The sequence below is a fragment of the Ammoniphilus sp. YIM 78166 genome, from assembly GCF_004522215.1.
Classification (GTDB): Bacteria; Bacillota; Bacilli; order Aneurinibacillales; family RAOX-1; genus YIM-78166.
Map to the genome: position 1 here is coordinate 582,186 of NZ_SDLR01000004.1, position 22,798 is coordinate 604,983.

General features: G+C 38.2%; 20 protein-coding genes. All 20 read left to right on the forward strand.

The genetic code is table 11. The features are described from left to right. Nucleotides 1-18: 18 nt before the first annotated feature. The 20 genes from EIZ58_RS19515 (at nucleotide 19) to EIZ58_RS19605 (ending at nucleotide 22,793) form a co-directional block, all read left to right on the forward strand. On the forward strand, nucleotides 19-1,845 hold the full coding sequence (locus EIZ58_RS19515) for a polysaccharide biosynthesis protein (protein WP_134702539.1): 1,827 nt from the start codon (nucleotides 19-21) through the stop codon (nucleotides 1,843-1,845). Between the two features lie 87 nt (nucleotides 1,846-1,932). Beyond that, on the forward strand, nucleotides 1,933-3,279 hold the full coding sequence (locus tag EIZ58_RS19520) for an HlyD family secretion protein (RefSeq protein ID WP_134702540.1): 1,347 nt from the start codon (nucleotides 1,933-1,935) through the stop codon (nucleotides 3,277-3,279). A 4-nt stretch (nucleotides 3,280-3,283) separates the two neighbouring features. Next, nucleotides 3,284-4,384, forward strand: coding sequence for a glycosyltransferase family 4 protein (locus EIZ58_RS19525; RefSeq protein ID WP_134702541.1), 1,101 nt, complete (start codon nucleotides 3,284-3,286; stop codon nucleotides 4,382-4,384). Between the two features lie 10 nt (nucleotides 4,385-4,394). Further along, entirely contained in the window at nucleotides 4,395-5,702 is a 1,308-nt protein-coding gene (locus EIZ58_RS19530; protein WP_370297770.1) for a nucleotide sugar dehydrogenase, read from the forward strand. Between the two features lie 3 nt (nucleotides 5,703-5,705). Further along, entirely contained in the window at nucleotides 5,706-6,710 is a 1,005-nt protein-coding gene (locus EIZ58_RS19535; protein WP_305034128.1) for an SDR family oxidoreductase, read from the forward strand. Nucleotides 6,711-6,713: 3 nt separating this feature from the next. Further along, nucleotides 6,714-8,648: an asparagine synthase (glutamine-hydrolyzing) gene (asnB, locus tag EIZ58_RS19540; protein ID WP_134702543.1), complete on the forward strand. Its 1,935-nt coding sequence runs from the start codon at nucleotides 6,714-6,716 to the stop codon at nucleotides 8,646-8,648. 22 nt (nucleotides 8,649-8,670) lie between these two features. Beyond that, nucleotides 8,671-9,750, forward strand: a complete 1,080-nt coding sequence (locus tag EIZ58_RS19545) for a glycosyltransferase family 1 protein (RefSeq protein ID WP_134702901.1) — start codon at nucleotides 8,671-8,673, stop codon at nucleotides 9,748-9,750. Between the two features lie 5 nt (nucleotides 9,751-9,755). After that, a complete protein-coding gene (locus tag EIZ58_RS19550) occupies nucleotides 9,756-10,640 on the forward strand; it encodes a glycosyltransferase family 2 protein (RefSeq protein WP_134702544.1) in 885 nt (294 codons plus the stop codon). Between the two features lie 31 nt (nucleotides 10,641-10,671). After that, nucleotides 10,672-11,739 (forward strand): EpsG family protein, encoded by a 1,068-nt coding sequence (locus tag EIZ58_RS19555; protein ID WP_134702545.1) that lies wholly within the window; start codon nucleotides 10,672-10,674, stop codon nucleotides 11,737-11,739. Nucleotides 11,740-11,755: 16 nt separating this feature from the next. After that, nucleotides 11,756-12,877 carry a glycosyltransferase family 1 protein gene (locus EIZ58_RS19560; protein ID WP_134702546.1) on the forward strand — a complete coding sequence of 374 codons (1,122 nt, stop codon included), beginning with the start codon at nucleotides 11,756-11,758 and terminating at the stop codon, nucleotides 12,875-12,877. 88 nt (nucleotides 12,878-12,965) lie between these two features. Further along, nucleotides 12,966-14,168, forward strand: a complete 1,203-nt coding sequence (locus EIZ58_RS19565; protein ID WP_134702547.1) for a glycosyltransferase — start codon at nucleotides 12,966-12,968, stop codon at nucleotides 14,166-14,168. A gap of 28 nt (nucleotides 14,169-14,196) precedes the next feature. Continuing rightward, on the forward strand, nucleotides 14,197-15,168 hold the full coding sequence (locus EIZ58_RS19570) for a polysaccharide pyruvyl transferase family protein (protein WP_134702548.1): 972 nt from the start codon (nucleotides 14,197-14,199) through the stop codon (nucleotides 15,166-15,168). Nucleotides 15,169-15,197: 29 nt separating this feature from the next. After that, nucleotides 15,198-16,469, forward strand: coding sequence for a peptidase (locus tag EIZ58_RS19575; protein ID WP_134702549.1), 1,272 nt, complete (start codon nucleotides 15,198-15,200; stop codon nucleotides 16,467-16,469). Nucleotides 16,470-16,483: 14 nt separating this feature from the next. Continuing rightward, nucleotides 16,484-18,031, forward strand: coding sequence for a lipopolysaccharide biosynthesis protein (locus tag EIZ58_RS19580; RefSeq protein WP_134702550.1), 1,548 nt, complete (start codon nucleotides 16,484-16,486; stop codon nucleotides 18,029-18,031). Between the two features lie 41 nt (nucleotides 18,032-18,072). Continuing rightward, the gene (gene galE / locus EIZ58_RS19585; protein ID WP_134702551.1) at nucleotides 18,073-19,119 is read left to right on the forward strand and encodes a UDP-glucose 4-epimerase GalE; all 1,047 of its coding nucleotides are present in this window, start codon (nucleotides 18,073-18,075) and stop codon (nucleotides 19,117-19,119) included. Between the two features lie 35 nt (nucleotides 19,120-19,154). After that, a complete protein-coding gene (locus EIZ58_RS33545) occupies nucleotides 19,155-19,307 on the forward strand; it encodes a YwzD family small protein (RefSeq protein WP_167577804.1) in 153 nt (50 codons plus the stop codon). Nucleotides 19,308-19,325: 18 nt separating this feature from the next. Further along, entirely contained in the window at nucleotides 19,326-19,928 is a 603-nt protein-coding gene (locus tag EIZ58_RS19590) for a sugar transferase (RefSeq protein WP_134702552.1), read from the forward strand. Beyond that, nucleotides 19,918-20,895 carry an ATP-grasp domain-containing protein gene (locus EIZ58_RS19595; RefSeq protein ID WP_134702553.1) on the forward strand — a complete coding sequence of 326 codons (978 nt, stop codon included), beginning with the start codon at nucleotides 19,918-19,920 and terminating at the stop codon, nucleotides 20,893-20,895. The genes EIZ58_RS19590 and EIZ58_RS19595 overlap by 11 nt, the downstream gene beginning before the upstream one ends. 1 nt (nucleotide 20,896) lies before the next feature. Beyond that, entirely contained in the window at nucleotides 20,897-21,589 is a 693-nt protein-coding gene (locus tag EIZ58_RS19600) for an HAD family hydrolase (protein WP_134702554.1), read from the forward strand. A gap of 34 nt (nucleotides 21,590-21,623) precedes the next feature. Further along, nucleotides 21,624-22,793, forward strand: coding sequence for an aminotransferase class I/II-fold pyridoxal phosphate-dependent enzyme (locus tag EIZ58_RS19605; protein ID WP_134702555.1), 1,170 nt, complete (start codon nucleotides 21,624-21,626; stop codon nucleotides 22,791-22,793). Nucleotides 22,794-22,798: the final 5 nt, after the last annotated feature.

Consider the following 22,798-nt stretch of genomic DNA (forward strand, 5'->3'; position numbering starts at 1 on the left):
ATAGAAGGGGTGAGTTCCTTGTCTTACCGACAAAGGTTATCGTTTTTGGTTATCTTTGATTCGCTCATTATCCTCACAACGATTTTCATAAGTCGCTTGTTATTAAATACAAGCCTGCATGTATTGACATTTCCAGTGTTGATCAGTGTGTTGACCTTATTGATAAGTCATCATGTATTATCCTTTAAATTTAAGATTTATAAGAAAGCTTGGGAATACGCAAGCGTCGGTGAATTACTAACCATCCTGAAAACGGCCAGCTACACTATCCTAATAGCAGCCGTGGTACAGCTGATCATTGTGCAAGATATCTATGTTAGACTGCTTGCTATTACCTGGATGATTCATATCCTCCTATTCGGGGGATCACGTTTTGTTTGGAGGCTTTTTAGAGATAGCTACATTCAGAAAAGTGATCATAAAAAAAGGACCCTGATTGTTGGAGCCGGTTCGGCAGGGACGATGGTAGCCCGTCAGCTATTGAATAACCAAGAAACGGAACTTTTACCCGTGGCCTTCATCGATGATAATGTAAAAAAACAGCAGTTAGATATTATGGGTATCCCGGTTCTCGGCGGTGTAGAACAAATCGTACGGACGGTAGAGGAGCTACATATCGAAAACATCATCATTGCTATTCCTTCCTTAAGCAAGCGGGAGCTTAACTCTATTTTCCTCGAATGCTCTAAAACTCAAGCAAAAACGCAGATTATTCCCATGCTGGAGGATATCGTGACAGGAAAGGTGGCTGTAAGCCAATTCCGAGACGTGCAAGTAGAGGATTTGCTAGGTCGGGAACCCGTGGAGTTGGATATTCAAGCCATTTCGGACTATGTTAGCCAAAAGGTAGTATTGGTCACAGGTGCTGGAGGATCGATCGGTTCAGAAATCTGTCGTCAAATTTCCAAGTTTAATCCTGAGAAGCTAATTCTGCTAGGACATGGTGAAAACAGCATCTACTCTATTGAAACCGAGCTTAAAGACAGCTTCAAAGACTCTCCTATTGAATTCATCACAGAAATCGCTGACTTGCAGGATAAGCATAAGATGATGGCTGTCATGAAATCCCACCGCCCCCAAGTTGTTTATCACGCTGCAGCACATAAGCATGTCCCGCTTATGGAACGCAACCCTGAAGAAGCAGTTAAAAATAATCTGATAGGCACAATGAATGTGGCAAAAGCTGCAAGTGCCTATGGGGTAGAAACCTTTGTTATGATTTCTACAGATAAAGCCGTTAACCCCACAAGTGTGATGGGAGCAACAAAGAGACTGGCGGAAATGGTTATTCAGCATATGGATCAAACCAGTTTTACCACATTTGTGGCGGTACGATTTGGCAACGTATTAGGCAGTCGCGGCAGCGTCATTCCTCGATTCAAAGAGCAGATACAGAAAGGCGGCCCGGTCACGGTAACGCATCCCGATATGGTCCGCTATTTTATGACGATTCCAGAAGCTTCTAGACTGGTGATTCAAGCAGGAGCACTTGCCCAAGGGGGAGAAATCTTTGTCCTTGATATGGGAGATCCAGTAAGAATCGTGGATTTAGCCAAAAACCTCATTATATTATCTGGAAACTCTACTGAGGATATTGGAATCGAATTTACAGGCATGAGACCAGGTGAAAAGCTGTTCGAAGAACTTCTAAAAGATGATGAAGTTCATGAACAGCAGATCTATCCTAAGATTTATGTTGGGAAACGTTCTAATCTTTACATCCAGGAAATAGAGGAGATCGTTCGAAACTATAGCAGCTATGATAAAAACACCTTGAGGGATCAGCTACTAAAGTTAGCTAATAATCAATCCAAAGCCTCGGAGCTTATTTCTATACCTAGTTAAGCGATCAGTTTAAGCCATCTTCCCTGCATAAGGGCTGGGCAAGGCGATAACTGTCAGTAAATGAATAATACTAGTGGAGGCAAGTAAATGGTACATGTCGAGCTAAGAGATGCTCCTAAGTTAGACCGAATACAGCAACTAAGGAAAATCGCAAAAGCAGAGCATCTGGATTTTCCTAACAACGTACTTGAATATATAGTCAATCAACAAGATCTGAATCCTAAAGCGCAAGAAGATGCACTAATTCGAATAATGGCGTATTCTGCAGTTGTAAACCGAGAGATTGATCTTGAGCTTGCTAAGGAAGCACTAAATTTAGTAAGTCATAATAAACGCTTTAAAATACAGCCAAAAAGAGCTATTCTTGCTACCCTATGCAGTATTCTCATGCTTGCAGGTTGTAATGCAAGTGACAGCATGGGTACAGAAGCAGTTGCTCCTGTAATTGAAACCCAGGGAGAAGCCGCCAAAACTACCATACATCAAGATATCGTATTGAGTGGCCGAACGGAGCCTTATCAGGAAATCTTTCTTTCACCAGCAGTTTCAGGAATTATTAAGGAGGTTTATGTTGAATTAGGTTCTAAAGTAAGTAAGGGAGATAAGCTAGCTCTTATGTTCGAAGGAGACTTAGCTCATCAAGTTCGTCAAGCAGAGGCAAAGGTAAAGACAGTTGAAGTCAATGCCCAAATTCAAAAGATAGAGCAACAGATTGCTTTAAATCAAATGAAAGTTGCATTAAGTGCTGACGGTTCGTACGATATTGAAGAGGTGAATTTTGCTGTTAAACAAGCTGAAATTGCTTTGGAGGATGCACGACAAAACCTAGAGAACAACCAATTTTTATTTGAGCAAGGCGCGATCCCGCAGGTGCAGATAGAGAAGGATCAAAAGGCGGTCGTCCAAGCAGAACAACAGCTCAATAGAGCAAAGCAACTCGTTATACAAAGAAGTACAAAGGCTTCTAGTCAAAAGGAGACCGATCAGGTTATTTCTAAATTGCAGCAAGAATCCACACTGGCTGCATCCAAGCTAAGTAAAATGGGCGTAGAACAAGCTAAAGCAGACCTTGAAATTATTCGATATCGATTAAATAACCTAGCTGTAGAGGCTCCCATCAACGGATATATTACAAAGAAGAATGCAGTAATCGGCGCATCGGTTTCCCAGGGACCTATGTTCGTTATAACTAACATAGATCAGATATATGTGAACGTCAATGTTCCTGAAGCAATGTTAAATAAAGTGAAGGTGGGGCAGACTGCTATTGTAAGTATTCCGAGCTTAGGAATAAGTCTAGAAGGAAAGATTACTTATATTGCCCAAGCAGCAAATGGGGATGCACCAACCTTCCCGGCCAAGATATTGTTGAACAACGATAATCATGAAATTAAGGCCGGCATGCAGGCGCAAGTAAGTGTTAAGAGTGAGTGATGCTATGAAGATATTAATTATTGCTGGATATACTCCATCATTAGTCAATTTTAGAGGCGATTTAATTAAGGAAATGGTAAAAAGGGGACATGAAGTTGTTGCTCTTGGTCCAGAAACGGGCTATGAAGAGGATATAAATAAACTGGGTGCAAAATTCCTTCAGTTACCTCTTGAAAGAGCAAGTACTAATCTCCTTAAAGATATCTTGTTAGTTAAAAGAATGACTAGCATCATTAAGGATGAAAAGCCGGATGTTGTATTTGCTTATACAATCAAGCCCGTTATCTACGGCTCTATTGCTGCTCGTCTTTCAGGAGTGAAATCTATATTTTCTATGATAACTGGACTCGGGTATGTATTTCTTGCTAGTGGGGCGAAGGCTTTTCTAATTAGGAGATTATGCAAGGCCCTTTATTTTTTAGGACTTCGAAATTGTGTTAAGGTCTTTTTCCAAAATCCTGATGATATGAGGGAATTTATGAACTTAGGAATTACCAATCATCATAAGAGCATATTGATTCATGGGTCAGGTGTCAATCTTAATCAATTTGAACCTGTTCCGCTACCCGATAAGCCAGTGTTTCTAATGATAGCCCGGATCCTTAAGGATAAAGGAGTAATTGAATATCTGACAGCAGCCCAAAAAGTAAAAAAGATTTATCCAGAAGCTAGGTTTCAGCTTCTTGGTCCCTTTGATATAAACCCAAATTCTTTAAGCTATGAAGATATAAAGCCTTATATAGAAGATGGCAGTGTGGAGTATCTAGGAGAAACAAAAGACGTAAGGCCGTTTATTTCGGGCTGTGCTGTTTATGTTCTACCATCCTATAGGGAAGGTACACCGCGGACGGTTTTAGAGGCAATGGCTATGGGGAGATCGGTTATTACAACTGATGTTCCCGGCTGTCGTGAGACTGTAGTAAATGGATTGAATGGATTTCTAGTACCTGCAAGAGAAGTTAATCCTTTGGCAGAGAAGATGACCTGGATGATTAATAATAGAGCAGATGTACTAAGAATGGCCCGAGAGAGCAACAGGATTTGTCGAGAGAAGTATGATGTCAGAAAGATAAATGAAACGATACTTTCGGCTATGAATTTATAAAATGGGAGAGTTGAATGTGATAAAGGAATTGAACGAAGGTGTAGCAAGTATTGCGATCATTGGACTGGGTTACGTGGGCTTACCGTTAGCCGTAGCATTTTCAAAAAAGGCTAGGGTAATAGGATTTGACATCAATAAGGAAAAAATTAAACTCTACCAACGAGGTACGGATGTTACCAATGAAGTAGGTCATGAAGGGCTGAGGGATTCCTCCATATACTTCACTAGTAATCCCGATGACATTCGCCAAGCAAGTTTTATTATTATCGCAGTTCCAACACCGATAGATCAACATAATAATCCTGATCTTGGTCCTATTATAGAGACAAGCTGTATTGTTGGGCAAAATTTGAGAAAAGGAGCAATTGTCGTTTATGAGTCAACAGTCTATCCCGGGGTAACGGAAGAAGTTTGTTTACCCATACTTCAAAGGGAGTCGGGGTTAGTTTGTGGAGTTGATTTTAAAATAGGCTATTCACCGGAACGGATTAATCCGGGTGACAAAATACACAGATTAGAGAATATTACGAAAGTTGTATCTGGAATGGATGAAGAAAGCTTAGGATATATTGCAGAAGTTTATGAAATGGTAGTTGAGGCTGGTGTATATAGGGCTCCGTCTATTAGGGTAGCAGAGGCTGCAAAAGTAATAGAAAATGCACAGCGTGATATTAACATTGCCTTTGTGAATGAACTCTCAATCATTTTTAATAGAATGAGCATTGATACGTGTGAAGTACTGCAGGCGGCAAGTACAAAGTGGAACTTCCTTCAGTTTACTCCAGGGCTTGTCGGAGGACACTGTATAGGTGTTGATCCTTATTATTTGACCTATAAAGCAGAAGAAATGGGTTATCACCCTGAAGTTATTCTTGCTGGTCGCCGTATCAATGATAACATGGGCAAATATGTTGCTGAAAATATAGTCAAGCAATTAATTAAGGATAATTGTCCTGTGAAGGGCGCTAAGGTCCTGATCATGGGAGTTACTTTTAAAGAAAATGTTCCGGATGTGAGGAATTCTAAAGTAGTAGATATTGTTCGAGAACTCCATGAATATGGAATTGATACTTATGTCATCGACCCCCATGCGGATGAATATGAAGTTTGGAAGGAATATGGCTTTGAATTGGCAGGAAATGATATTCCGCCAGTAGATGCAGTCGTCATGGCTGTGAATCATAAAGAATATACAACACTGAGCCTGGATTCTATTCGTCAAAGATTGGCTTGTGATAGGAATGTTTTGGTTGATATCAAGGGCTTATTTAATAAAAGTGAAGCCGAAGCAAGTGGCTATAGCTATTGGAGGTTATAAACAGTGGGCTATGAAAAAGTGTGTTTTGAAGAAGATACAATGTTTCTAGTAACCGGTGCAGCAGGCTTTATTGGCTCCAATCTTGTAGAAGCTCTACTTAATTTGGGAATGAAAGTGAAGGGACTGGATAATTTTTCAACAGGTAAATTTGAAAATATAAAAATGTTCCTGGACCACCCTAATTTTAAGTTTACAGAAGGGGACATACGTGATTTTGATACTTGTGTTGAAAACTGTAAAGGAGTTCAATATATCCTTCATCAAGCAGCACTTGGATCTGTACCTCGTTCGATAAAATATCCGTTAATGTATGAGGAGAATAATATTCAAGGGACCTTGAATATGATGGAGGCGGCCCGTTTAGCTGGGACGGTTAAGAGGTTTGTGTATGCATCCTCTTCATCTGTCTATGGTGATTCCCCGAAATTTCCTAAGAAAGAAGGGGAAGAAGGAAACTTGCTCTCTCCCTATGCAGTAACAAAGAAGGTGAATGAATTCTATGGAGATCTTTACACCCGGTTATATGGATTAGATTGTATTGGGCTGCGTTATTTTAATGTTTTTGGCCGTAGACAGGACCCCTATTCGCAATATGCAGCTGTTATTCCAGTGTTTGCTGAAAAATTGATCTCCGGACATTCGCCAACCATTCATGGTGATGGGAAACAAAGCCGAGACTTTACCTATATTGAGAATGTTATAGAAGCAAATCTTAAAAGCTGTGCAGCCCCAATTAGAGCGTGCGGAAAATCTTATAATATCGCTTTTGGTCAAAGATTTACGCTGAACGAAATGTATTGGAAAATGTGTAGTTTGCTAGGAGTTTACATCCAACCAATTTATGGACCTAAAAGGAATGGTGATATTCAGCATTCTCTTGCGGATATTTCCCTGTCCGCCCAAGAATTGAGCTACGAACCAACCTGGGATTTCGAGGGCGGCTTTGAACAATCGATTAAATGGTATAGGCGATATCTAGGAGAACTAACGATTAAGGTTGGTGAATAGTGGGTGTGTGGGATAAACGGATTAATTAATGTATCGAGAACGGGTGAAAGTGACAATCTGGGTTTCATTGCAAAAATGAATGAGCAAATCATTCATCGTGGACCAGATTCTGCTGGAGTTTATACCGATGAGTATGTTGGCTTAGGTATGCGTCGTCTTGCTATAATTGATATTAATAGCGGAGAACAACCCATATTTAATGAAGATAGAAGCAAAGTTGTAGTTTTTAACGGTGAGATTTATAACTATCGTACCCTGCGTAATCGATTGGTTGGATGCGGGCATCATTTTCGTACAGAAAGTGATACAGAAGTGATTGTTCATGCCTATGAGGAATATGGTGATGAGTTTCTGTGCCATTTAGAAGGTATGTTTGCATTGGCTTTATATGACATAAAAGAAAAGCGGCTTATACTCGCTCGGGATAGAGCAGGGGAAAAGCCGCTTTATTATTATAGGAATGGTAATAGATTGGCTTTTTGTTCCGAGTTAAAAAGTTTAATTAAAGTCTTTGACATTTCTAAGGAAGGAATAAATAGAGAGGCCTTAAATCAGTATCTTTCTTTAACCTATATCCCCGCACCATTGACCATTTATAATAAGGTCTATAAACTTATGCCCGGTCATTTTTTGTCATATAAGGAGGGAGATATAAAAGTTCAATCGTATTGGGATTTTAGACCAAGTTCTAGAAATTTTATAGAAGACTATGACCAATGCAAGACCGAGCTTCGCAAACGTCTTTTTGAATCTGTTGAGCGGCAAATGGTTAGTGATGTTCCGTTAGGTGCGTTTTTGAGTGGCGGTATAGATTCAAGCGTAATTGTTGGTATAATGTCCCGTATGTCTAATAGACCAATTGAAACATTTAGTATCGGATTTAAGGAGAAAGAGTTCGATGAATCCGAAAAAGCACTAGCTGTTTCAAAGCTGAATAAAACTAATCATCATCTTCATATCCTTACGCCAGAAAGTATACTTGAATATTTGGAAGTTATAGTTAGCAGTATGGATGAGCCTTTTGCAGATTCATCCATGCTACCTACATACTTCGTCTCTAAATTTACAAAAGAAAAAGTAACGGTAGCCCTTACGGGGGATGGAGGCGATGAATTATTTGGAGGATATAGCAAATACATGATTCACCGCTATTCTAAAATGTATAACTCTATCCCCCAATTTCTTCGAAAGGGAGTAATCGAACGTGTATTATACTCTGCACCAGATTCTAACAAGTATACCCGACAGGCAAGAAAGGTTGTGGAGAATAGTCATCTAGATGAGGTTGCTCGTCGCCGCAACATGATGATGATGGGAGCCAATGAACAGCTGCGTTCCGAACTGCTGACTGAGGGTTACTATGATGCAGACAGTCTAGGATTTATTGGCCATAAGATTAATCAGTTATCTGATATGGATGAGCTTGCCCGTACATTATTCACAGACTTCAGCATTATTCTTGAGGGAGACATGCTTGCAAAGGTTGACCGAATGAGTATGCTTAATTCTTTAGAAACGAGAGTGCCAATGCTAGACAAAGGGGTAATTGAGTTAGCCTTTCAAGTACCTTCGTACTTTAAAATAAAAGGGAATGTCCAAAAGTATATCCTTAAAGATACATTTTCCGATATGCTTCCCATGTCCATTATGAGGCAAAAGAAGCATGGGTTTGGGGTACCGTTGGATGTATGGTTTAGAGGGCCTCTCAAATCTGAATTATTACAATTAATAGACTATGACCGCTTGCAGTCTCAAGGAATATTCAACCCAGAAACGGTAAAGAGAATTGTTCATGAGCATTTAAAAGCGAAGAAGAATCATAGTTGGCTATTATGGAGTATTTATGTTTTTCAGAAGTGGTTTGATAATTACTTTGGTCAAACTTCGGAGCGGGAAATGACCGTTCAGGCGAAGGAGTTTACATATGGCTTTAATTAGAATCTTGCATGCGATAGGAATCATGAATCGTGGTGGGGCAGAAACGCTAATCATGAATCTTTATCGAAATATTGACCGTTCTCAGGTTCAATTTGATTTTCTTACTCATCAATCTGAGGTAGGTGCTTTTGATGATGAGATTAGAAAAAACGGGGGACGAATCTACACTGTGCCTTACGGTGTCAAAACAGGTCATTTCGCTTATGTAAGAGCCCTGAATGATTTCTTTCAAAATCACCCTCAATATAGGATTGTTCATTCCCACATGAATGAAACTAGTGGAATCATCTTGCGCTCAGCACAAAAAAACAAGGTGCCGGTAAGGATTGCCCATAGTCATACAAGTAATCCCATCTATTCTTTGATTAAAACCTTATACTTTAAAGGGCTTGCCAAAAGGCTAATCCCTCACTATGCCACGCATTGCTTTGCTTGCTCGGAGACTGCCGGAAAATATATGTTTGGGCGCAAGATTACTGAAAAAGGGGAGATGATCTTACTTAAAAACGGTGTATCATCATCTCTTTTTTTATATAATCCAAATGTTAGAGATAAGATTCGATACGAAATGGGCATTGATTCTGATACGATGGTCATTGGGCATGTAGGCAGTTTTCAAGCAGTAAAGAATCATTCCTTTTTACTGGATGTTTTTGCTGAGGTCTATAAATTGAAGAAGAAGGTCATTTTGTTGCTTGTTGGTGATGGAGCATTGCGGTCGGAGATGGAGCAAAAGGCCAGGAGCTTAGGCTTACATAAACATGTTTTTTTCCTTGGTATTCGTCAAGAAGTAGCTGAACTGATGCAATCAATGGATGTGTTTGTTTTTCCGTCATTGTTTGAGGGACTTCCTGTAACCCTTGTGGAAGCACAGGCAGCAGGATTACCTTGTATTATTTCTGATAACATTACAAAGGAAGTTGATATGGATGCTGGCTTGATTGAGTTTGCTCCATTAGGAGACGCCACTTTTTGGGCGCATAAAATTTTGAGAACTTCTTGTGGTCGGGTAGATACAACCCAACATATTAAAAATAAAGGCTATGATATTTCCTCAATTAGTACTTGGATTCAGGAATTCTATGTTAGAGCATGGAGTTGATTAATGTGCCTATTCTTACAGTATTTACCCCGACATTTAATCGGGGATATATTCTTCCCCGATGCTATGAAAGCCTAAAGCGCCAGACCAGTAGGGATTTCATATGGTTAATCATTGATGATGGATCAAGCGATAATACCAAAGAATTGGTGCAAGGCTGGATTGCGGAAGGTGAGCTAACCATACGCTATTACTGGCAAGAAAATAAAGGGATGCATGGCGCCCATAACACAGCCTATGAATTAGTAGATACGGAGTTAAATGTTTGTATTGATTCAGATGATTACATGCCTGTTGATGCCGTAGAAAAGATTATTAATTTTTGGAATCGATTTGGTAGCGATCAAGTTAGTGGAATTATCGGATTAGACTCCTATACGGATGGAAGAATTATAGGGTTAAAGCTTCCACAACATGTTAAAAGTACTACTGTTTTCGATCTTTATCATAAACATGGCGTAACGGGAGATAAAAAGCTAGTCTATCGAACGGAATTAACACGAAGATATCCCTACCCCCTTTTTCAAGATGAAAAATTTGTAGGATTAGCATACAAATATTATATGATAGATCAAGAGTATGAAATGCTGATCATGAATGAAATTATTTGCTGTGTAGAATATCTTCCCGATGGTTCTACAATGAATATGTTAAAGCAATATAGAAGAAATCCAAAGGGTTTTTCTTTCTACAGAAAGGAAATGATGAAGCTGCCATTTGCAGGGATTCTTTTTAAATTTAAGCAGGCCATCCATTACGTTTCTAGTAGCCTGCTATCTTCGAATAAACGCTTTATTAGTGAAGCTCCACTTCCTGCTCTAACGTTTATGGCCATTCCGTTTGGTATTCTGCTCTATTGCTATGTTCGGTCTAAAACGAGAACTTCCTAGAATCATTAATATCAGGTGAAGGGATAAACCAATGGCTATACTTTGGATTAATCTTGTTTTAGTGTATATTTTTTCCTTATATTCCAGGTATTTTAGTAAACGTTTATCATTAGTTCCGAATACAGTAAAACCAAACAAACTCATGATTTTCTGTGTTGTTTTGTCCTTAGTATTAATATCCGGACTGCGAAATAATATAGGTGATACCATTGCATATATGCACATCTATACTCTGGGTAATTTTGGATGGAAGAATATCAAGTCCATGTCAGACCCTGGGTTCAAAGTACTTCAGATGTTATTAATCCAATTTTCAAAAGATCCCCAGATATTAATTTTTGTTACTGCATTAATAACCAATATAATTATTGTGATCGTTTTATATCAATATTCGAGACTTATTGAAATAAGCCTCTATGTTTATATTGCGTCTGGTATGTTTTTGGTATCGATGAATGGAATTAGACAATTTCTTACAGCAGCTATTGTATTTGCAGCCACAAAATATATTTTTTCCGGTAACTGGGTAAAATACACACTTGTAGTTTTATTTGCGGCGACACTGCACGCGAGTGCATTAATTCTTATTCCCATCTATTTTTTTGTTAGAAGAAAGGCTTGGACTAAATCAACGTATTTATTTATATTCATAGCAGTGATGTTAGTAATAGGGTTTAGTCAATTTTCAGAAGCTTTATTTTCTGTCCTAGAAGAAACTCAATATGGTCATTATAAGGATTTCCAAGAAGGTGGAGCAAGCATTATAAGAGTTGCTGTTACGGCTATTCCTATTATCCTTGCCTATTATGGCAGAGATAAGTTAAGGGAGCTGTTCCCCAATAGTGACTGCATTGTTAACATGTCTATATTGGGTTTGATTTTTATGCTAATTGCAACACAAAATTGGATCTTTGCAAGGTTCACCATTTATTTTGGGTTGTATGGCTTAATCTTAATTTCATGGGTCGTTAATTTATTTTCTACTCGTGATCAAAAGCTTATTTACTTTTCAATATTAGGCAGTTATCTTGTTTACTTTTATTACGAGCATGTGATTGCTCTAGGAATTATCTATAGAAGTGATTATATTGGATTTTAGTTGCAGGGGGTAGGAGATGGGGAAACCAAAGAGAGTATTACATGTGGTAAGTGCTATGAATCGCGGTGGCGCTGAGACGTTATTAATGAATGTTTATAGGAATATAGACAAATCAAAAGTTCAGTTTGATTTTGTTTCTCATAGACCAGAACCAGGTGATTATGATGAAGAGATATTAGCTTTAGGCGGAAAAGTATATAGAACGAATAGTTTGGGTAAAGTTGGTTCCATATCCTATATAAAGGGATTACTGAATATCTTATCAAATGAGAAATATATAGCTGTCCACGCCCATACAGATTACCAAAGTGGTTTTCCCGTAATTGCGGCTAAGCTAAAAGGGATAAAAAAAAGAGTATGTCATTCTCACAGTAATAGTTGGGATAGAGGGTTTGCGTTTAAGGAGAAAATCACGCTAACCTTTTTACGAACACTTATTAAATGCTTTGCGACGGACTATTGTGCATGTAGCCTAGAAGCGGCACGGTTTCTCTATGGTCGGAAGTTCATTGATCACGGTAAGGTTATTTTACTGAAGAATGGAATTGATGTTAGCCAATTTGAGAATACAGGGAACAACTGGAGCCTAAGGGACGAAATCAATTTACCGAATAAAGTGAAAATTATTGGACACGTGGGTACATTCTCGGCATCTAAGAACCATCAATTTATATTAAAGGTCCTCCGAGAAAAATTAACCAAAGATGAGCATTTCGTAGTTGTATTAGTAGGCGAGGGGCCGTTGAGGCAAGACATTGAGAAGGAAGCTGAAAAAATGGGTGTATCCAACCATATCAGATTTTTAGGAGTCCGAACGGATATCCCTAGATTAATGAAAGAGTTTGATGTTTTTTTATTCCCCTCTATTTTTGAGGGTTTTGGAATTGTAACATTAGAGGCACAATGTGCTGGAACGCCTTGTGTGGTTTCGGATGCAGTTCCTAAAAGTACAGATATGGATTTAGGATTAATGTCTTTTGTCAGTCTTAACGACAGTATCGATAAGTGGTCAAAAGAAATTGATAGAGCAATTTCACTAGAAGAACTTGAAGAAAGAAAAATCATTCATCGTATTACAGAATCTGGTTTTGATATAAGAAGGAATGTGGATCACTGGTTAGCGTTATATGAACATTGATTTAAAATAGAAGCCTTTTATAAAACCTCCCACGAATGTTGGATTCGTGGGAGGTTTTATATATTAAAAGGACATGGTGAGGTAGCTAATGATGAAAAAAAAAATCTTATTATCCTCTTTTGATATGGCCATAGGCGGTGTAGAACGAAGTTTAATTGGGCTGCTCAGCCAAATCGATTACGATAAATATGATGTGGACTTAATGCTATTCAAGCATGAAGGGGAATTCTTACCCCTATTACCGCAAGGGCCTACCTTATTACCGGAAATACCTACCTATACTACATTTAGAATGCCGATTCTTCAAACTCTTAGGGAAGGACACCTTCCCATTGCTCTCACTAGACTTCTAGCAAGATATTTAGGCTCATGTCATGGGTTATTAAAACGGTGCGATGAGCCTGGTTATTTGGCTATTCAATATGGGTGGGCACTATCTAAACCATATCTACCTCAGTTGAACCATACTAAATATGATTTAGCAATAAGCTTTCTATGGCCTCATTATTTTGTTGGTCACAAGGTTCAAGCAAAAAGAAAGGTAGGTTGGATACACACGGATTATTCCAAAATAGCGATTAACAAGAGTGTAGATAAAAAAATGTGGGATAATTTGGATAAAATTATTGCTGTATCAGAGGAGTGTAAAAATTCTTTCTTAAAAATGTTCCCGGAATATTCTGAAAACACGTTAGTCATTGAAAATATCCTATCTCCAAATTTTGTATGGGGACAGAGTAATCAAGATATTAGTCCAGAAATGCCCGAAACACCTGGGAGAACAAAGTTGTTGACGGTTGGTCGTCTTACCTTTGCGAAAGGTATGGATGATGCCGTGCGTGCTTGTCGAAGGTTATTGGATATCGGACTTGATATCGAATGGTATGTGGTTGGATATGGACCATTGGAAAGTGAATTGCAAGATTTGATAAAGCAGTATGGTGTTAAAGATCGATTTAAGCTACTTGGAAAAAAAACCAATCCATATCCCTATATAAAAGCATGCGATATTTATGTGCAACCTTCAAGGTATGAAGGAAAGGCAGTAACCGTCCGCGAGGCACAAATACTTGCTAAACCTGTATTGATTACTAATTTTCCTACGGCCAAAAGTCAAGTTCGCGATGGAATCGATGGCTTGATAACGGGTATGGGCGTAGAGGGTATTGTAAGTGGGCTGCAAAAACTAATTGAAGACAAAGAGTTAACTAATAGGCTAATTAGCAATACGATGGCAGCAGATTACGGAAACAACAGTGAAATTGAGAAGTTATATGCCTTAATTTCCTAAACAAGAGATAGTGGGAGGTATAATCTATATGGATAATGTTTTATTGTTAGATACATCGGTGGGCTCCCTTAATAAAGGGGACGATATCATTATGAAATGCGTCAAATACCAGCTTTCAAATATAACGAAACACGCATACTTATTAACCTTACCGACACATGTTTCACCCTTCCATTGGTACCAAGTAGCAAGGGGTTCCGATCGAGTGAAGATTTATAGTAATGCAAAATACAAATTTGTAGGTGGTTCAAATCTACTGACAATGGATATGCTAACACACTTTCCGCAGTGGAATATTAATCTATTCAATTATGGACCATTGAAGGAGAGTATACTAGTCGGGGTTGGGGCAGGAAAAGGAAGTAAGATAAACGCCTATACCAAACTTTTATATAAGAGGGTACTTTCTCATAAATATATACATAGTGTCAGAGATGAAAGAACTAAAGGGTTTTTAGAGGAAATGGGCTTTAAGGCATTAAATACAGGTTGTGCCACCTTATGGTCTCTTACGCCTGAATTCTGCAAGGAAATTCCAACCAAAAAATCTGAGTCCGTTATCTTTACACTTACTCATCATGCTCAAGACATTGAAAAAGATCAGTTATTAATAGACGTTATGAATAGAAGCTATAGAAATATATATTTTTGGATTCAGGATGCAAAAGATTTAAAGTATTTCAGGGCGTTGAAGAATACGCAAAATATCAAGATCGTTCCTCCGTCTGTAGATGAGTATGAGAGAATTCTTAGAACTGATATTGATTATATTGGTACTCGTTTGCACGGAGGTATTTTTGCTATGCGTCATAAAAAGCGTTCCATTATTATTTCAATAGATGAAAGAGCTCAAGGAATGAGTGAAACCTACAACCTTAATACGATCCATAGGGATGATTTCGATAACCTTGAACAAATGATTCATTCTGAAATCATTACAGATGTGAATATGAATTTTGAAACCGTAAATCAGTGGCTAAGTCAATTTGAGTTTGAGTGAAATCGATATGAATGGGGAGGACAATTTTTATGAATCATATTGTGCTTGATAAAATGGTTGTAAAAGATAACAGGGTGGATTATTTTTTTAGTGTAAGTAAGAATCTTCAAAAATACTTCAAGCCAGCGAATCATTTGTTTCTCCAATATAATTATGATATTTCGGATCTACCCCCAAGCATATTGGCTATTCCCTTTGTGGCTAATGTTGTCCCGCTTATATGGATTACTGATTCAACTTTACAAATTAGGGACTTGGATCAATCGTTTTATGAATGTCTTGGTAAGATAAGAGATGCCTATCAAGCTATGTTCCCAAATGTTACTTTCGAGGGAAGAATAGCCGTTGATACTGTTGTTAATAACTCCTATACTCCTGAGCTAGAAGCTGCTTCCTTGTTTAGCGGAGGTCTGGATGCACTTACTACTTTTATAAGAATTAGAGACAAAAAACCAATATTAATTACGGAATATGGATGGCATGAGGAGGAGATAGAACATAGTGATGTTTGGGAAGCGGATAAAGCAAATGCCATAAACTTTGCAGGTGTTCATGGATTAAAAAATATTCTTATACAGTCTAACTATGGAACATTTATTAATGCTGGAAGAACCATTGATTATGACTTTAATAAACGATTAGGTGATTCTTGGTGGCATGGGTTACATCACGGCTTGGCCATAATATCAGCAGCGATCCCTCTAGCTTTTAAGCTGAAGATAGAATGTATTTATATAGCCAGCTCCAATTCTCCTCTATACCAGGTGCCATGTGCATCTGATCCTACAATTGATAATGAAATAAGATATGGATCAGGAAGAGTTTTCCATGACGCATATGAGCTATCCAGACAGAACAAGGTCAAGGTTGTTGTTGATTATTATTCCGGGGTAAAACAACCTGCAAATATACGAGTGTGCTTTAAAAAAGAAGAAAATTGCTGTAAATGTGAAAAATGCTTAAGAACGATTATGGGAATTGTTGCTGAGGGGCATAATCCTGCTGATTATGGTTTTTATATCCCTCATAATCTTACGCAGCATATTATAGCATCTTTAAATGATGAAGTTAAATTTTTTACTAATACGTTTATCATTATTTATTGGAATATTATCCAAAATAGAATGAAAGAAAACTACGATAATATCCAACTTAGGGAATTAGCAGACTGGTTTCTAGACTATGACTTTGTAGCCCAGCGCAGGAGAGCTTTATTGATTTATAGAGTAACCAAATTCTATCCTATATTAAAAAGAAAGATTAATACGCAGCTAACCCGGATTTTTGAGCAGAGTAATTAAAGAGAAGGCTTATTATGAGAATCCAAAACTCCTTGAAGAATATCTTCTTTGGTCTATCAGGACAATTCATCAGTATTTTAATGGGCTTTATCGTTAGAACCATTTTTATCTATACGCTAGGTATAGAATACTTAGGTGTGGAAGGGCTTTTTACGAGTATCTTAATGATGTTATCATTAGCTAACTTAGGCTTTGATACGGCAATGATCTATAGTTTATATAAGCCCTTAGCCGAAAAGGATACCTATAGGATCCAGGCACTAATGAATTTATATAGAAGGGCGTATAGACTAATCGGCGTTATTGTTTTATTAATAGGATTGTCCATACTGCCGTTTCTTCCATACCTAATAAATGGTGAGACTACAATAGATCATATTCATGTGATCTACCTACTGTTTCTAGTCAATTCAGTCTCATCCTACTATTTTATTTATAAGCAAGCGATTATTATTGCTGATCAGCGTAATCATATAATATCAAAAATACACAGTGTGTTTATCATTTCATCAAATATACTGCAGATTATGTTATTGCTAGGTACAGGTAATTATATTGTCGTGCTTGCAGCTCAGATTATCTTTCGAATATCTGAAAATGTATATATTGCAAAGAGGGCCGATAAATTATACCCATACCTAAAGGTAAAGAATGATGCAGCTTTATCTAAAGATGAGAAAAAGCTATTCTTTGAAAATTTATATGCCCTCCTGTTATACAGGATCAGCGGTATTGTAATAAATGGAACGGACAATATCGTCATCTCGATATTTATTGGGGTAACAGCAGTTGGGATGTATTCTAATTACCTCTTAATCATGACAACACTGACTACCTTCATAGGATATATCTTTTATTCCATTACGGCGAGTGTTGGAAACTTGCACGTAAAAGAAAACGCAGAAAAGAAATACTTCATTTTCCGAGTCCTCTACTTCGCCAATTTCTGGATATATGGATTTTGTGCGGTTTGTTTATGGAATTTGCTTAACCCGGTCATCATGCTGTGGATTGGTGAGCAATTTGTATTTAGTCAATTTATCGTATTTTCGATAGTCCTGAATTTCTTTAGTGCAGGTATGCAAACCGCTTCTACTACATTTAGAGATACAACGGGCTTATTTAAGAAAGGCAAATATAGACCCATCATAGCTGCCTTCATCAATATTGGCGTTTCCATCATACTTGTAAATAAAATAGGCATAGCGGGAGTGTTCCTGGGTACAGTGATTAGCAGACTTTGTACCTATTTCTGGTACGACCCTTACGTGGTATTCAAATATGTATTTCAAAAATCAGTCAAGGTCTACTTTGTTAGATATGCCTGGTCAGTGCTTATCGTTTTTATTGCTGCAGTATTGACCGATACGCTGGCCGGCATCTTTAATGAAAATATGCTTATCAATATAGGGATTCGCACAGTTTTATGTCTTACCATCCCTAATATCCTGTTTTTTATTATCTTTAGAAAATCCGAGGAGTTTAAGTACTTATGGAATATAGTAAGCTCACTAACTAGCAATATTCCATCAAAGCTACTAAAGAAAGCCTATCATGCTTAATTGCTTATGTGAACATGCATCTAACTAGGAGGGAAAGGGTTATGAAAATCTTGGTGACGGGTGGGGCTGGTTATATTGGAACCCATACCTGTGTTAAATTGTTAAATGCGGGTTATGATATCGTAGTGGTAGATAATTTTTTAAATAGCAAACCTGAAGCTTTAAACCGTGTCCAGGAAATTACGGGAAAAGGCTTTACATTCTATCAGGCAGATTTATTAGACCGAAATGCAATAGATCGGATATTCTCGGAAAATCCCATTACCGCGGTTATACATTTTGCCGGTCTCAAAGCGGTTGGTGAGTCCGTATCATTACCGCTCTGGTATTACTATAACAACATTACAGGTACAATTAGATTGTGTGAAGTTATGAAAAGCTATGGTGTTAAAAAGATCGTATTTAGTTCATCAGCTACGGTATACGGAATGCCGGAACAAGTGCCAATATCTGAAGATAGTATGCTTAGAGCAATGAATCCATATGGACGAACCAAACAGATGATCGAGGAAATCCTCAAAGATCTGTATGTATCTGACCATCAGTGGAGCGTTGCTCTTTTGCGTTATTTCAATCCCGCTGGAGCACACCCTAGTGGTCGTATAGGGGAGGACCCCAATGGTACTCCTAATAATTTGCTTCCTTATATCGCTCAGGTAGCAGTTGGAAAGCTAGGGAAGCTGAGAGTCTTCGGTGATGACTATCCAACTAAGGACGGTACAGGCATTAGAGATTATATACATGTAATGGATCTAGCAGCGGGGCATTTGAGTGCCCTTAAAAAAGTTATGGAAACAACCGGTGTAGAAGCGTTCAATTTGGGGACTGGGCAAGGAATTAGTGTATTGGAAATGGTTACTGTTTTTGAGAAAGTTTCCGGTAGAAAAATCCCTTATACCATTACGCATCGCCGTCCAGGGGATATAGGTGTCTGTTATGCTGACCCCACGAAAGCAAAACAACAATTAGGCTGGATTGCCACGAAAGGTATAGAAGAGATGTGTCATGATGCTTGGCGTTGGCAATTGAATAATCCCTGCGGGTATGAAGAGGATGCGATGGTCAACAGCTTAGGAAGTATAGGATGATAAGAAAAATATAAATAAATGGGGGCAAAGGGAAAGTGAGTATCTCAGAGAAATTAACAGGACAACAGTTGCAGGAAATATTGAAGAATATTTATGAGAAAGCTCAACTATCAGAAACCTTACAAGCAAAAGATATAATCATAGAAATTAAGAAAGATATTATCTCGGTGATTCATTCATCGAAATAGGGCTTTAAGAGGTGAAAAATGAAAAGAGGTCTGGACCTGATTTTAGCATTTTTTTCCCTTATCCTTCTAGGGATAGTAATCGCTGCTACAGCGATCACTATCAGAATAAAAATTGGGACACCCATTTTCTTCAAGCAGCAACGTCCGGGGATAAATGGTAAACCATTTATTCTTTATAAGTTTCGAACGATGACAGACGAACGGGACGAAAAGGGTGAGCTTCTGCCTGATCATATTCGTCTTACCAAACTCGGAGGATTTATTCGGAAATATAGTCTAGATGAGCTGCCACAGTTATATAACGTGTTAAAAGGCGATATGAGTTTCGTAGGACCAAGACCATTGCTAATGGATTACCTGCCATTATACACAGAAGAACAGGCAAAAAGGCATTTCGTAAAGCCAGGCATTACGGGGTGGGCACAGGTTAATGGAAGGAATTCTATTACATGGGAGGAAAAATTCAAACTTGATGTTTGGTACGTGGAGAATCGGAGCATTCTATTTGATCTGAAAATATTATTGTTAACGGTTAAAAAAGTCATTCGATCGGAAGGGATCAGTAATGCTAATCATGCAACAATGCCAACATTTGAAGGGAGAATAAATAATGCAAAATGATGTACTAAACATTCTGTTTACAAGCTCCGGTAGGAGAGTCTCACTCATTCAAGCCTTTAAGGAATTATATGTGGCCTATAACATGAGGGGAAAGATCGTTACAGCAGATCTAAAAAATACAGCACCGACAGCATTTTTTAGTGATTATCATTACCTTGTTCCCAAAGTAACCGATAAATCCTATTTACAGGCACTTATTCATATTTGCAATACGGAAGATATTCATATCATTATTCCTTTAATTGATACAGAATTATTGTTTTTAGCTGAAAACAAGCGATTTTTTGAAGAGATGGGTGTGAAAGTGTTGGTTTCTGGCAAGGAATTAGTTGAACTGGCTTCAGACAAAACCCAAACCTATCAATTCTTCATGAAAAATCAAATTACTACCCCAAAGGTTTTCGTGGATGAAGAATTGACAGATGAAGATCTCCCGTTCCCATTATTAATTAAGCCTCTGGACGGAAGCTCCAGCCAAGGGGTTACCAAAATCAAATCGAAGAAAGAATTAGAATTCTTTAAAGAATATATTCCGAACGCAATGGTACAGGAATATATTTCGGGTGAAGAATATACAGTGGATGTGATGGTGGATTTTGAAGGCAATATTAAAACGATTGTTCCTAGATTACGCATTGAAACGAGAGCAGGTGAAGTAAGTAAAGGGGTGACTAAGAAGGATGAAATGATCATAAAAGCAGCAGAAAAAGTGATTCAATCCCTACCTGAACCTGTAGGATGTATCACCCTGCAATGCTTTAAGAAGCCGAACGGGGAAATCGTTTTTATTGAAATTAATCCGCGGTTTGGCGGAGGCATTCCGTTATCTATTGAAGCAGGGGCTAAATTCCCTTTATGGACGATTCAAATGTCACGGGGAGAGCGGTTTTTGGAGCAGGATTTCAGCTGGCGTGAAGACTTAACGATGCTTCGATATGATCATGCCGTATTTACGGAGAAAATGTAACATGACAATCCAAGCCGTTGTTTTTGATATGGATGATACGTTGTACAGTGAGTACGAATATGTTTTAAGCGGATATAAGGCTGTTCATACTTGGATCGAGCAGAGACGTGGGATAACTAATTTCTACGCTGAAGCAGTTAATGTGATGAGATCAGGAGAGAAACGGTATGTGTTTAATAAAACACTTGAAAGATTAGGCGTTGATTATGATGATATTTTTATTAAGGATATGATAGATCATTATAGAAGCCACAAGCCACAAATCCATCTGTTTGATGATGCCGAATGGGTACTCCAGCAACTGGATACTACAGTCAAAATTGGCCTAATCTCAGATGGATTTTATGTTGCCCAAGAAAACAAAGTCCAAGCTTTGGGACTAAGAAAAAGAATAGATTCTATTATTCTTACTGACCAATGGGGGAAAGATAACTGGAAGCCAAGCGAGCGACCCTATCACCAAGTCAGTAAAGATTTGGGGATCCCGCATCACAGTTGCGTTTATATTGGAGACAATGTCAGTAAAGACTTTGTCACAGCCAAAAAGATAGGCTGGACGACTGTACATATCAATCGAAAGTACGGAGTCTACTCTAATTTAGAGCTTCCACAAAAGTATCAGGCGCATTTTCGCATTGAGAATCTAAAAGAGCTATCAAATATTGAGGTGTTAAGGCATTTATTTAATAGATAGATGAGTCTATTAAAATGGGAGGTAGGGTAAAACTATGGCGGTCAAAACAAATAATGAAAGAGTATATCTCTCTTCACCTCATCTCAGCGGTAATGAAAAAAAATATATCTTGGAGGCTCTCGAGACAAATTGGGTTGCTCCATTAGGTCCGAATGTGGACGCATTTGAAAGAGAAATGGCAGCTTATATTGGTGTAGAAGACGCTGTAGCTGTTAGTTCCGGTACGGCTGCCATTCATCTGGCTTTACGTTTATTAGGGGTAGAAAAGGGAGATGAAGTATTTTGTTCAAGTCTTACATTTGTGGCGAGTGCTAATCCAATTCTTTATGAGGGTGCGGAACCTGTGTTTATAGATTCTGAGCCAGAAACGTGGAATATGTCACCTCAAGCATTGGAGAGAGCACTTTTAGAGGCTTATCAAGTAGGTAAGCTGCCCAAGGCCGTCATTGTGGTTCATTTATATGGGCAGAATGCGAAGATGGATGAAATCATGTCTTTATGTAATTATTACAATGTACCTGTTATTGAGGACTCTGCCGAGTCCTTAGGGGCTTATTATAATGGAAAAGCTAGCGGTACCATTGGAAAACTTGGAGTTTATTCATTTAACGGTAATAAAATTATTACGACTTCAGGTGGAGGTATGTTGGTTTCGAATGATATCGAGTTATTAAATAAAGCGCGATTCCTAGCTACTCAGGCAAGAGATAATGCACCTCATTATCAACACAGTGAGATAGGATATAATTATAGGATGAGTAACATCTTAGCCGGGGTTGGAAGAGCTCAATTAGGAGTTTTAGAGGAGAGAGTCCAAGCTAGAAGACTAGTATTTGAAAGATATTATAAACAGCTATCAGGGATTAACGGTATAAATTTTATGCCAGAACTGGAGAACACTAAGTCTAATCGTTGGCTCACAGCTATAACAATCGATGAGAGTCAAGTAGGTGTTAGTAAAAAAGTGATTGTAGAGTCATTAGGTAGAGAGAATATTGAAGCTCGTTCTGTATGGAAACCATTGCATATGCAACCACTTTTCCTAGGTGCTAGATACTATCAACATAATACATATGATAATGTATCCGAACGATTATTTAAGGTTGGTATATGCCTACCCTCCGGGTCAAATATGACGGAAGAGGATCAAATGAGGGTGATCCATTGTATTAAGAAATCTCTTAGAATTGAAGAAGGAGTATAAAATTA